The sequence below is a fragment of the Blautia intestinalis genome (genome assembly GCF_014297355.1).
GTDB lineage: Bacteria > Bacillota > Clostridia > Lachnospirales > Lachnospiraceae > Blautia_A > Blautia_A intestinalis.
The window spans coordinates 55,972-69,171 of sequence record NZ_JACOQE010000006.1 but is presented as its reverse complement, the minus strand read 5'-3'; the positions used below and the strand labels follow the sequence as shown (position 1 = coordinate 69,171).

The 13,200-nt window shown below is 44.1% G+C and carries 10 protein-coding genes and 1 riboswitch; of the genes, 7 read left to right on the top strand and 3 right to left on the bottom strand.

Features of this window, described 5'->3' with window-relative positions; genetic code table 11:
* Positions 1-25 precede the first annotated feature (25 nt).
* Positions 26-646, bottom strand: a complete 621-nt coding sequence (locus tag H8Z79_RS10905; protein WP_118039190.1) for an HAD family hydrolase — start codon at positions 644-646, stop codon at positions 26-28.
* 207 nt (positions 647-853) lie between these two features.
* Here H8Z79_RS10905 and mutY point away from each other — a divergent pair, with 207 nt between their 5' ends.
* Both mutY and H8Z79_RS10895 read left to right on the top strand, forming a co-directional pair.
* Positions 854-1,912 (top strand): A/G-specific adenine glycosylase, encoded by a 1,059-nt coding sequence (gene mutY, locus H8Z79_RS10900; protein ID WP_118039191.1) that lies wholly within the window; start codon positions 854-856, stop codon positions 1,910-1,912.
* Positions 1,909-2,922, top strand: coding sequence for a glycosyltransferase family 2 protein (locus tag H8Z79_RS10895; protein WP_118039192.1), 1,014 nt, complete (start codon positions 1,909-1,911; stop codon positions 2,920-2,922). Before mutY ends, H8Z79_RS10895 begins: the two co-directional genes overlap by 4 nt.
* A 53-nt stretch (positions 2,923-2,975) precedes the next feature.
* On the opposite strand, the gene H8Z79_RS10890 is transcribed toward H8Z79_RS10895, so the two are convergent.
* A complete protein-coding gene (locus H8Z79_RS10890) occupies positions 2,976-3,899 on the bottom strand; it encodes a diacylglycerol/lipid kinase family protein (protein WP_118039193.1) in 924 nt (307 codons plus the stop codon).
* A gap of 175 nt (positions 3,900-4,074) precedes the next feature.
* On the opposite strand from H8Z79_RS10890, the gene H8Z79_RS10885 reads away from it, so the two are divergent.
* The 5 genes from H8Z79_RS10885 to H8Z79_RS10865 all read left to right on the top strand — a co-directional run bounded on the left by H8Z79_RS10885 (position 4,075) and on the right by H8Z79_RS10865 (position 11,423).
* Entirely contained in the window at positions 4,075-6,264 is a 2,190-nt protein-coding gene (locus tag H8Z79_RS10885; RefSeq protein ID WP_118039194.1) for a DNA topoisomerase III, read from the top strand.
* A gap of 70 nt (positions 6,265-6,334) precedes the next feature.
* Positions 6,335-8,038 carry an adenine deaminase gene (gene ade, locus H8Z79_RS10880; RefSeq protein WP_015541159.1) on the top strand — a complete coding sequence of 568 codons (1,704 nt, stop codon included), beginning with the start codon at positions 6,335-6,337 and terminating at the stop codon, positions 8,036-8,038.
* 20 nt (positions 8,039-8,058) lie between these two features.
* Positions 8,059-9,543, top strand: coding sequence for an AAA family ATPase (locus tag H8Z79_RS10875; protein WP_118039195.1), 1,485 nt, complete (start codon positions 8,059-8,061; stop codon positions 9,541-9,543).
* Positions 9,544-9,678: 135 nt separating this feature from the next.
* Positions 9,679-9,723: riboswitch (PreQ1 riboswitch) on the top strand.
* Positions 9,724-9,799: 76 nt separating this feature from the next.
* Positions 9,800-10,783, top strand: a complete 984-nt coding sequence (locus H8Z79_RS10870) for a nucleoside hydrolase (protein ID WP_118039196.1) — start codon at positions 9,800-9,802, stop codon at positions 10,781-10,783.
* A 13-nt stretch (positions 10,784-10,796) separates the two neighbouring features.
* Entirely contained in the window at positions 10,797-11,423 is a 627-nt protein-coding gene (locus tag H8Z79_RS10865) for an ECF transporter S component (protein ID WP_118039197.1), read from the top strand.
* A 96-nt stretch (positions 11,424-11,519) separates the two neighbouring features.
* Here the strand turns inward: H8Z79_RS10865 and H8Z79_RS10860 are convergent, their stop codons facing one another.
* Complete coding sequence (locus tag H8Z79_RS10860; RefSeq protein WP_118039198.1) at positions 11,520-13,136, bottom strand: alpha-amylase family glycosyl hydrolase; 1,617 nt, start codon at positions 13,134-13,136, stop codon at positions 11,520-11,522.
* Between the last annotated feature and the right edge of the window lie 64 nt (positions 13,137-13,200).

Below are 13,200 nucleotides of genomic sequence, written 5' to 3'. Positions count from 1 at the left end.
GTAAACAATCACGGATGTCTGAGTATCAGCAAAACAGTGTTATCAGATCCATCGGTTTGCTGATTCGCATATCTGGTTCTGGTACTTTTCCGAAACCATACTCGGCAAGAATAAAAGGAACTCCGGCTTTACGGCATGCTTCGAAGTCCCCCATGGTATCTCCAATATAGACAGGGGATTTTAAACCATTCTGGTCAGCAATCTGACGGATATTGGAACCTTTATCAAGTCCGGTATCTCCATTGCAGAGATGTCCCCGGAAATATTTGCCGAAACCGTTTTTTTCAAGGAAAAGCTCAATATAACCACATTGGCTGTTGCTGACAATATAAAGAGGATATTTTGCGGACAGAATCTGCAGAGCTTTTTCCAGATCTTCGTACAGAGGAGCACCGGTAATATGAAGTAATGCGTGCTCTGCTTCACAACATCCATCAATCAGGCGAGATTGCTCATCCACAGGATGTTCAGGAAAAATCAGGGCAGCAATTTCTGCCAGAGGCTTTCCGAAGAGAGCCTTGAGCTGGTCTGCTGTAAAAGTGATATTCATATGTTCTTCCTTTTGTAAATAATTGTTCCAGGCTTTTGCCACGACTTCTGTGGAGTTCCACAAAGTACCGTCTACGTCAAAAATGATGCTGTCCATAGTACAAATCCTTTCGATAAATTCTTCTGAAATGTTATTTATATTACCATGTTTGATATTCTATCTGTTATAATAAAAAAAATCAACTGTCTTTTGGCGGGATTTATGTTATACTTGTTACTGTTCACAGGTAATATCCCGCGAGGTGTTTTGCCATGAATATGGCAAAATCCCGAGACAATGATTCCATCAGATCCGGAGGACTTTATGCTGAATGAGATTGTACAGCCGCTTATTAGCTGGTACAGACAAAATAAACGAATCCTTCCATGGAGAGATCAGAAGAATGCCTATTATACCTGGGTGTCGGAAATTATGCTCCAGCAGACCAGAGTAGAAGCAGTGAAGCCGTATTTTCTTCGTTTTATCGGAGAACTTCCGGATGTGAAAGCTCTTGCAGAATGCCCCGAAGAGAAGCTTATGAAGCTGTGGGAAGGATTGGGGTACTATAATCGGGTAAGAAATATGAAGAACGCAGCACAGACTGTAGTTAGTGAATATAGTGGTATTTTGCCGGCATCTTATGAGGAATTGCTTGCACTTAAGGGAATCGGGAGTTACACAGCAGGTGCAATCGCGTCAATCGCTTATGATATTCCTGTTCCGGCAGTTGACGGTAATGTCCTTCGTGTTTTTTCCAGGATCACCGAGGACCGTCAGGATATCATGAAACAATCTGTTCGTCGTCAGGTCGAAGAGAAACTGCTGGAGATCATGCCGAAAGAAGCACCGGGAGATTTTAATCAGGCATTGATGGAGCTCGGAGCAGTGGTGTGCGTACCCAACGGACCGGCGAGATGTACGGAATGCCCGATTGCGGAATTTTGCAGGGCATATCATCACGGGACAGTTGATGAACTTCCGGTAAAAGCACCGAAGAAAAAACGCACCATCGAAAACAGAACGGTTTTTGTGATTCAGGACGGTGAGCGTACTGCAATTCATAAAAGACCAGAGGAAGGACTTCTGGCAGGACTTTATGAACTGCCAAATGCCGAAGGCCATCTGAGTATGGACGAGGCTCTGGAAAGGGTTAAAGAAATGGCACTGGAGCCGCTGTATATTGAAGCACTGCCAGAGGCAAAGCATATTTTTTCTCACATAGAATGGAGAATGACCGGTTACCGTATCCGTGTGTCTTCGCTGGAAGAACGGAAGGAATCATCGTTTATTTTTACAGAAAAGAAACAGTCTGAAAAGCAGTATGCGATACCGTCTGCTTTCAGAGCATATATAAAATACATGAAGGAGAAATCAGGAAAATGAAATTACTGAGTATTGCAATTCCCTGTTATAATTCAGAAGCATATATGGAAAAATGTATCGAGTCTCTTTTAAAGGGTGGAGAAGATGTGGAGATTCTTGTAGTAAATGACGGATCTTCTGACCGTACTGCAGAGATCGCAGATGCATACGCAGAGAAGTACCCGACGATCATAAAGGCAGTCCATCAGGAAAATGGCGGACACGGAGAAGCTGTCAATGCCGGCATCCGTAATGCCACAGGTCTTTATTTCAAGGTCGTAGACAGCGATGACTGGGTAAATGAAGAAGCTTATGCAAAGATTCTTCATACACTGGGAGAACTCGTGCGTGGACCGGAGACCGTGGATATGCTGATCAGCAATTTTGTTTATGAGAAGCAGGGGGCAGCCCGCAAGAAAGTTATGCAGTACCGTCATTGCCTGCCGGTAAATGAGATTTTCGGATGGGACAGCGTGCATATGTCGAAAGGTAAATACCTTTTGATGCATTCGATCATTTACCGTACCAAACTTCTGCATGAATGTGGAATGGAACTTCCGAAGCATACATTCTATGTGGACAACATCTTTGCGTTTGAGCCGCTTCCGTTTGTGAAGAAAATGTATTATCTGGATGTGAATTTTTATCGTTACTTTATCGGAAGAGATGACCAGTCTGTAAACGAAAAGGTCATGATAAAGAGAATTGACCAGCAGATCAGAGTAAATAAACTGATGGCAGATATTTTCCATAACTGTCAGTTTGACAACAAACACGTAAAGAAATATATGCTGAGTTATCTGGACATCATTACGACAGTTTCTTCTATTATGCTGGTTCGTGCCGGCACACAGGAAGCCCTCGATAAGAAAAAAGAACTGCTGGATTATATCCGTGAGCAGGATCTGTGGCTCTATCACAAACTGCGTTACAGCATCCTCGGCCGTGCGGCAAACCTGCCGGGCAGAGGAGGCCGCAAGATGTTTGTGGCTGCGTATAAAATATGTCAGAAATTCTACGGATTTAACTAAAATCAAAAAACTTCTGCTGATTGACCGGCAGAAGTTTTTTACGTTACAGTAAATTATGAGATCATGCGCACCTGGGCAGCTCCAATCGATACGGAAAATTCTTTCAGGATTCCGGCGGATTCCCCGTCTTTGTGCACCGGCAGTGCGAGATCACTGTGGATATCTATTTTTTTGCAGCGGAAAATGTGGATACCGTGAAAAATCGTATGTTTTCCGAAAAATGCTGTCGGAAGACAACACAGGACTTTGGGTTTGCTTAAACTGTCGACTACGATGACATCGAGATATCCGTCAGATGGACTGGCATTGGGACAAAATTTAAATCCACCGCCTTCGTATTTCTGATTCATGACCGCAGTAAAATATACTTTGGAAAATTGCTGCACGTTGTCATCGTCCATGACAAGTGTCATAGGAGATGGTTTCAGAAAAAGAAGCTGTTTTAATGCAACAAAAAGATAGACCAGCTTTCCGAGTCCGATACGGTTAAGAATTTTTTTCATCGGTGTGACACTGACTTCATGGCATACACCGGCATCGAAACCGATTCCGCAGCTTATTGCAAAGTGGCTGCTTCCCGTACCGCAGGTGAGTACCGGGACATCCATTGGATGTGGCCGGCAGCCGGAAAGAATCAGATCAAGGGCTTCACCGGGTTCTGCCGGAAGTTTCATTCCGCGGCAGAAATCGTTTCCGGATCCGGTGGGAATATAACCGAAAGTGATATATGACAGATCGCGTACACCGCTTAATACTTCCTGAATCGTGCCGTCTCCTCCGACTGCAATGAGGGTTACGGGGTTTTCCGGGGCAGCATCGGAAGTAATGGACTCAGACAGAAGAACGGCATGCCCCCTGTATTCTGTAAAAAATGTTTTATATTCGATATTTCGCTCATTTAAGATGCCTTCGAGTCCTTTCCAGATTAGGGCACCTTTTCCTGAGCGGGAATTAGGATTTACGATAAAATAGTACATAATTTCCTCCCTTACGTTCCTGTTTATCATAGCATGACCGACAGAAATTTACAAATATTTCAGGCATTTATTATCATTGAAAGGAAGAGTAGTTATCTTCCTTTTTTGTGTGGGATATGGTATACTCACATCAAAGAAAATTCAGAAAATATCAACTTGAGAAAGAGGAACATCTATGAAGTCATTGGTAATTGCAGAGAAACCATCTGTAGCACGGGATATTGCGAGAGTTCTCCACTGTAACCAGAAGGGAAACGGAATTCTGGAAGGGAAAGAATACGTGGTGACATGGGCACTTGGACATCTTGTAACGCTTGCAGATCCTGAAGAATATGATAAGAAATATATGAAATGGGATATGGAAACTCTGCCGATGATGCCGGAGAAGATGAAACTCGTGGTCATCCGCCAGACATCAAAACAATATCAGGCAGTTAAGACCCAGCTGTTTCGAAAGGATATCGGAGATGTCATCATTGCAACGGATGCAGGCAGAGAGGGTGAGCTTGTTGCGCGCTGGATTCTGGATAAATCAGGCTGCAGGAAGCCAATAAGACGTCTGTGGATTTCATCTGTGACAGATAAGGCAATACGTGATGGTTTCCACAATCTGAAGGATGGCAGGGAATACGATAATCTTTATCGTGCGGCAGTAGCCAGAGCAGAAGCGGACTGGCTGGTCGGCATCAATGGCACGAGAGCACTGACCTGTAAGCATAATGCACAGCTTTCGTGCGGAAGGGTGCAGACACCGACACTCGCGATCATTGCAGGAAGAGAAGAAGAAATCCGTAAATTCCAGTCGGAAGAATATTATGGCGTTGTTCTGCATGCCGGAGGTATACAGTGGACGTGGAAGGATACCAGAAGCGGCAGTTACCGTACATTCCAGAAAAATCGTGCAGAAGATATCAGCAAAAATATTTCAGACGGTGTACTGGAAATCATTTCTGTAGACAAGAAACCGAAGAAAACTTATGCACCGGGCTTGTATGATCTGACTACGCTGCAGAGAGAAGCAAACCAGAAATACGGGTTTTCCGCAAAAGAAACGCTGAACATCATGCAGCGGCTTTATGAGAATCATAAAGTCCTTACGTATCCGAGAACGGATTCACGTTATATCGGAAAGGATGTTGTACCGACGATCAAAGAACGTCTGAAAGCATGTGGAACAGGCCCGTACAGAAAGCTTGCCGGAGTACTGATCAGCAAACCGATTCAGACAAACAGAAGTTTCGTGGATGATAAAAAGGTCAGTGACCATCATGCAATCATTCCGACAGAACAGTTTGTACAGCTCGATCATATGACGAACGAAGAACGCAAAATATATGATATGGTCGTGCGCCGGTTCTTAAGTGTGCTTTATCCTGCATTTGAATATGAGCAGACTTCTCTTGAAGCAAAGGCAGCAGGACAGACTTTTGCAGCAAACGGAAAAACAGTTATAAGAGCCGGATGGAAAGCTGTCTATGAGGAGGGCATGCAGGAAGAAGATACGGAGGACAATGCACTGAAAGATCAGAAACTTCCTGTGTTCCGTCAAGGAGAAAAAATCCATATAGACAGTGTAAGGCTCACTAACGGCAAGACAAAACCACCGGCACATTTTACCGAGGCAACACTTCTTGCTGCGATGGAAAATCCGGTAAAATATATGTCGACGAAAGACTCACAGGCGGCAAAGACGCTGGGAGAGACCGGCGGACTTGGTACTGTTGCCACAAGAGCCGATATCATTGAGAAACTATTTCACACATTCCTTATGGAAAAACGTGGAAATGAGATTTATCTGACATCGAAGGCAAAACAGCTTCTGGAACTGGTACCGGAAGACTTGAAGAAACCGGAGCTGACAGCAGACTGGGAAAAGAAACTTTCTGATATTTCAAAGGGAAAGCTGAAGCAAAAAGTATTTCTTGACGGAATCCGGGAATATACGGAAGAAATTGTTGGTGAGATAAAGACAGGAACAGGTACATTCCGTCACGACAATCTGACAAATAAAATCTGTCCGAACTGTGGAAAACGTCTTCTTGCAGTAAATGGTAAAAACAGTAAGATGCTGGTATGCCAGGACAGAGAATGTGGATACAGAGAGACGATTTCCCGTACGACCAATGCGCGCTGTCCGAAGTGCCACAAACGTATGGAGATGCTGGTCAAAGGAAAAGAAGAAACTTTCGTATGTGCATGCGGCTATAAAGAAAAGCTTTCTTCCTTCCAGGCAAGACGTGCAAAAGAAGGCGCAGGCGTAAATAAAAGAGACGTGCAGAAATATTTGAAAAAGCAGCAAAAAGAGGCGGCAGAGCCGGTAAATAATGCATTTGCACAGGCGCTGGCAGGCATTAAGCTGGATTGAGAAATCAGGTGCATGAAGCACTGGCAGAATTTAAAAACAAGGTAAAGCAGAATAAAAGGAGAGTGGGCTTATGAAGTTACAGAAGTATCAAAAATGTTCAGAAGTTACCCGTGGACTGGAAAAAGCAGAACTTGTACTGAAAAATGCCCGTATTGTGAATGTTTTTACCAGAGAGATCCTGAAAGGGGACATTGCGATAGAAGATGGTCTGATTTCAGGAATCGGAAGTTACGAAGGAAAAAGAGAAATTGATCTGGAAGGCAGGTACGTCTGTCCGGGACTGATCGACAGTCATCTGCATCTGGAATCAACCCTTGTGACACCGGCAGAGCTTGTAACAGTGGCTGCCCGCCATGGGACAACGACGTTTATTGTGGATCCGCATGAATCTGCAAATGTGTCCGGTTTAAAGGGTATTGATTATATCCTGAATCAGACAGAAGATGTAGAGGCAAATGTGTTTGTGATGATGCCATCCTGCGTACCGGCAACTGCAATTGACGACAATGGATGTACCATTACTGCACAGGATATGGTACCGTATCTTGGCAACAGAAGAATACTGGGACTGGGAGAAGTAATGGACTATATATCTGTAGTGAATGCTGATGAAGCCATGCACAGCAAACTGGATCTGTTCAGAGAAAGGGTGAGAGACGGGCATGCACCGTTTCTGGCTGAAGCGGATTTGCAGGCTTATGTGATGGCTGGAATCACGACAGATCATGAGTGTTCGGATTTTGACTATGCAATGCAGGAGCGGCGCTGTGGAATGACGGTACATATCCGTGAAGGCAGTGCGGCGAGAAACCTCAAGGCAATTGTATCCGGCATTGTCAGGCATCAGATGAACGGAGAAGGCTTCTGCTTCTGTACCGATGATAAACATATCGAAGATATTGAACAAGAAGGACATATCGATCATAATGTACGTAAGGCAATAAAGCTCGGCATGGATCCGATCGATGCTATTTGCATGGCGACGATCAATTCTGCGAAATGTTATGGACTCAGAAGACTTGGTGCAGTTGCAACAGGATATCAGGCGGATCTTCTGGTTCTGGATGATATTGAAAATATGACAATTTATGATGTCTATTATAACGGACAGAGAATCGATCAGGACAGCGAGATTACGATAAGAGAATGTCCGGCTGAATTAAAAAATACAGTTCATGTCGGAAACTTTACAGTAGATGATCTGACACTGGAATCACCAGACGGAAGTTTTTATGTAATTGAAATGCAGGAAGGTGAGATTACAACTGTCCGTAAAAGAGTTCAGCTATTTGACGGACCGGGTGTGTTCCGGGCAGATGAGGATTATCAGAAAATTGCGGTGATCGAGCGTCACAAAGCAACCGGTAAAACGGGAGTGGGTATTGTAAGTGGCTTTGGAATCCGCGGCGGAGCGATTGCGTCCAGTGTTTCACATGATTCTCACAACATTATCGTGATAGGTGACAATGATCAGGATATGGCACTTGCAGTACAGGAACTGATCCGTACGCAGGGAGGCTATACGCTTATTGCAGACCATAAGGTTTTTGATACACTGGAATTACCGGTGATGGGACTGATGAGTGATGCCGGTTTCCGGTATAGTCACATCAAACTGAAAAGAATGATTGAAAAAGCCCATGAAATGGGTGTACCGGATGGAATCGCACCATTTATCACACTGTCATTTATGGCGCTTCCGGTCATTCCGGAGATTCGTATTACACCGCGAGGCATCTATGATGTATGTACAGGTGAATTTTATAAATACTAAAAGAGGAGTAACAGTTTATTATGCCAGTATTTGATTTCAGCAATACAAAAACAGAGAAAAAAGATCCGGAATGTACTTATACGATGTTCCAGTCCAATGAAAAAGTACCTTCAGCAGAAAAACCGATTCTGGTTATTGAGAACAGAAACCGTCAGTGGAAACATCATTCCTGTGGTGTATTTTCCAACCCAAACCAGAAATCATCCTTCGAGTTTAAAGAGGATGATGGCGTGTTTCCGGCAGATATCTTAAAGATTGATGCACGTTTTGTGAGCCTTGTAAAATGGCTTGGCGAAAATCATATCAGTGTACGATTATCGGGACAGAATAATGAATTGGGTTATGTGGTTTATAAGATTCGTGAGACAGCATTTGGAGGCGGAACGAAGCTTTCAGCAGAGGATGGATTCCTGCAGTTTATGATCGAACGACTTCTTGCAAGTAATGCACCGGCGGAACTTCCGGAAAACGATGAGGAAGATGAAGATGGTGACGATATGAAACTCACCAGTATACAGAGTATTACGGACTTTATGACCTGTGCCGGAAGAACCATGCCGGACAACATCCGCCTCTGGGCAAGAAGAAACCTTGCAGTGGCACGTTCTCATGAAGTTTCGCAGGAAGAGCGGAGACATGCACAGAGAGCTCTGTCCATTATGATGAACATTCAGTGGAAAAACAATTATTTCGAATCCATTGATCCGGTAGAGGCACGCCGCATTCTCGACGAAGAACTCTATGGAATGGAAAAAGTAAAACAGAGAATCATTGAGACGATCATCCAGATCAACCGTACACACACCCTTCCGGCATATGGTCTGCTTCTCGTAGGCCCGGCAGGTACCGGTAAGTCCCAGATTGCCTATGCTGTGGCACGTATTCTGAAACTTCCATGGACAACACTTGACATGAGTTCTATCAACGATCCAGAGCAGCTGACAGGAAGTTCCCGTGTTTATGCAAATGCAAAGCCGGGTATCATCATGGAAGCTTTTTCTATGGCGGGTGAATCAAATCTGGTATTTATCATCAATGAGCTTGACAAGGCGACGAATGGCAAAGGAAACGGCAACCCGGCCGATGTCCTTCTGACGCTTCTTGACAATCTCGGATTTACAGACAACTATATGGAATGTATGGTTCCGACCGTCGGTGTATATCCGATCGCCACAGCAAATGACAAGGCACAGATTAGTGCACCGTTAATGTCCCGTTTTGCGGTTATTGAACTTCCGGATTACACAGCAGAAGAAAAGAAAGTGATCTTTTCGAAATTTGCTCTTCCGAAAGTCCTGAAACGAATGAGCCTGAAAGCGGAAGAGTGTGTGGTGGCACCGGACGGTCTGGATGCAGTCATTGAGCAGTTTGCCGATACGACCGGTATCCGTGATCTTGAACAGGCAGCTGAGCATATTGCAGCAAATGCACTGTATCAGATTGAAGTCAATCATGTATCTTCTGTAACATTTGATGCAGAGATGGTAAAGAAACTGTTTGAATAAGAATAAACGCTGTTACTGTTCACAGGATACTATCTGTGAACAGTAACTAAACACCCGGAATGCAGGATTGTTTTACAAAATAGACTTGCATTTCGGGAATTCTTTTGTTATACTACAGAAAGTTTCATAGAAATTAAATAACTGGTTCGAAACCCTCCCAGTATAAAAAACTAGGTCATTCAGGTATCTTCCGATCGTTGATACCTTTTCTGTGGAGGATTTTTACATAGAAAAGGGAAAGGTTGGAAGTTTTTTTATGTGCAAAATTATTATAGACTGTGATCCGGGGATCGATGACGCACTTGCCATCATGCTTGCGGTCAATTCTCCGGAGCTGGAGATTGTGGCGATTACGACTGTATCAGGAAATGTACCTTCTGATATGGGAGCAGTCAATGCGAAAAAAGTCCTCAAACAGTTAAACAGACTGGATATTCCGGTCTATATCGGAGAAGATGCACCACTTCGGGAAGAATATATCGATGCACGTGATACACATGGCATGGACGGACTTGGGGAAAGTTTTCTCCCGGAAGTTTCCAGCGGGTGTGAGAAGCAGAGTGCGGTGGATTTTCTGACAGAGATTCTGGAAAAAGAAAAGATTTCGATCATTGCTCTTGGTCCGATGACAAATCTTGCAAAAGTATTTTCGAAGAAGCCACACCTTATCCGAAATGTGGAAGAACTGGTGTCTATGGGAGGCAATTTCAGAAGTCACGGAAACTGTTCACCGGTGGCAGAGTACAATTACTGGTGTGACCCGGATGCGGCAGCCATTGTGTATGATCTTTTTGAAAAAGAAGGCAATATCATTCATATGATCGGTCTGGATGTTACCAGAGAAATCGTGCTGACACCGAATCGTCTGGAGTATATGTGCCGCCTCGACAAAGAAAATGGTGAGTTCATCCGCAAAATCACAGGATTTTATATGGATTTTCACTGGGAGCAGGAAGGCATCATCGGCTGTGTGATCAATGATCCACTTGCAGTGGCATATTTCATTGACAGGTCAATGTGCAGTGGATTTGACAGCTTTACAGCCGTTGCAACCGATGGTATCTGTCGTGGACAGACAGTAGTAGACTCTATGGATTTCTGGAAAAAAGAACCGAACAGTCGTATTCTTACAGAGACGGATCCGGAGAAGTTTTTCCGCTTTTTTATGGAACGTGTGCTTAAGAAAGAAGATGGCAGCAAATGGAACGACGAAGAATTAAAACTTCTGCATGAACTGTGAAAGGGGAAGAAAAATGAGCGCAAACCTGAAAACAAACAACGTAAATAACACAAAGAAAAGTTCTGCCGGTGGCAAGATCAATGCTTACCAGATCTGTCTGGTGGCGCTGGCAGTCGGAATCAATATTGCTGGAGGACAGATTGCACTTCTTCTGAAATTGCCTGTTTATCTGGACAGCATTGGTACGATTCTGACCGGTGCACTTCTGGGACCATGGTTTGGAATGCTTCCAAATCTGATCAGCGGAATCTTTATGGGAATGACAGTTGATATTTATTCCCTGTATTTTGCTCCGGTAGGAATGATCACCGGTATTATGAGTGGCCTTGTATTTCGTAAACTGTCCGTAAAGAGGGTAAAGGTGCTGGCGGCAGCTGCAATGATCACTGTTCCGGGAACAGTGGTAAGTTCTATAATCAACGCAGTGCTGTTTGGCGGAGTTACTTCCTCCGGATCTTCAATTCTGGTGCAGCTTCTTTCACATACGCCGCTTGGTCTGACCGGAAGTATTTTTGCAGTTCAGTTTTTGACGGATTATCTCGATCGCTGTATAGCAGTCTTTGTTGTCAGTGTATTTGTGACTATGCTCAGTGGAGAAATGAAACAGCGTCTGACGGGAAGTGTGCATAACAGAGCGTAAAAATTATAAAATAAGAGCTGTCGTACTTGACGAGACTATGATCTCGTGGTGGTACGCAGCTCTTTTTTTATATATTGCCTCAAAGAGAAAAGAATATCAACGGAAACTCTTTAACCAATTGACGAGGGAATCGTGCCAGATGTTTTCATTGACAGTTTTTTGCATCTGATCGGTAACAGGACCGTTGTTTGCCATTTTGGTAAGGATGGCGGCATGTAATTCTGCAACAGACATGTCTTCCGGTGACTTGTTCGGATCGAAATGAACCGGTTCTGCGGCGGCGGATGGTTCTTCAGAATCAGCCGGTATGGATTCTTCATCTGTTACTGTTTCCTCTTTCACCGAAATCTCAATCTTAAACGGCTTATACTCCGGCATATCGCCGTCAGGTACCCAGATCTCGCCACTGTTTGCCGGAACAGTCACATTGATACGGCCATCCTGTACAGTGGCTTTCTGACCGGACAATGCACCGATGTATTCTGTAGCATTTCCAGAGGGAAGATCCATGGAAGCAGCATTGTCATCATTATTGACTGTTACAACGACACGCACATCGTTCAGATCACGTGCAAATGCAAACTGACGGTTTGTAAGGTGCAGTTCCGTATAGCTTCCATAACTTAATGCCGGTGTGTGCTGTCTGATCTGTCCGAGAGCTGCAACGAGGGCAGTACATGGATTATCTCCCAGAGCAGTTTCGTAATCATCAAGTGAAAGGGCAGGGCGGAGACTGTCATCAGAAGAACGCTCCTTGCGTCCCTCAATTCCGAACTCGGAACCATAATAAATACTCGGAACTCCCGGAAGAGTATAGAGCAAAATATGAACCGGAGTGAAGTGCGCTTTATTGGACAGTTTTGTATAAATTCGCTCGACATCATGATTGTCCACAAAATTATAAAGATCGAGATTTCCCATATTCTGTAAATATTTGACAGTGTGGGCAATCTCGAAATAGTTGTGGTCATTATGACCGCTGTAGAGTGCCTTGTGAAGCGCATAGTTCGTGACGCTGTGCAGCGTCTCGCCGTTTACCCAGCGGCTGTAATCGCCGTGGATAACCTCGCCCATTAGCCAGAAATCCGGTTTGACTTCCTCGGCAGTACGACGGAGCATACGCATAAAATCAAAATCAAGGACATCGGCAGCATCAAGACGGATGCCATCCACATCAAATTCAGAAACCCAGTAACGGATCACATCACAGATATAATTCTGAACATCAGGATTACGTTGATTCAGTTTGACGAGCAGATTATATCCACCCCAGTTGTCATAGGAAAATCCATCATTGTATTCGTTGTTTCCATAGAAATTGACGTTGCAGTACCAGTTAAGATATGGAGAATGCTCCCTGTTTTTCTGGATATCTTTAAAGGCGAAAAAATCACGTCCGGTATGGTTGAATACACCGTCAAAAATAACCTTGATTCCTTTTTCGTGACAGACTTTTACGAAAGCTGTTAGATCTTCGTTGGTTCCGAGACGGGAATCCAGTTTTTTGTAATCGGTTGTTTCATAACCATGGCCGACACTTTCAAAAAGAGGTCCGATGTACAGGGCAGTGCAGCCGATTGCTTTAATATGGTCAATCCATGGAAGAAGAGTGTTCAGGCGATGCATCGGTGTACTGTAGTCATTCTGCTTCGGCGCTCCGGAAAGACCAAGCGGATAAATGTGATAAAAAATAGCTTCGTTGTACCAACTCATGTTGTTATCATCTCATTTCATATAAAATTATGGGGCTGTCGTTAAACGGCAGCCCCTGAAATTG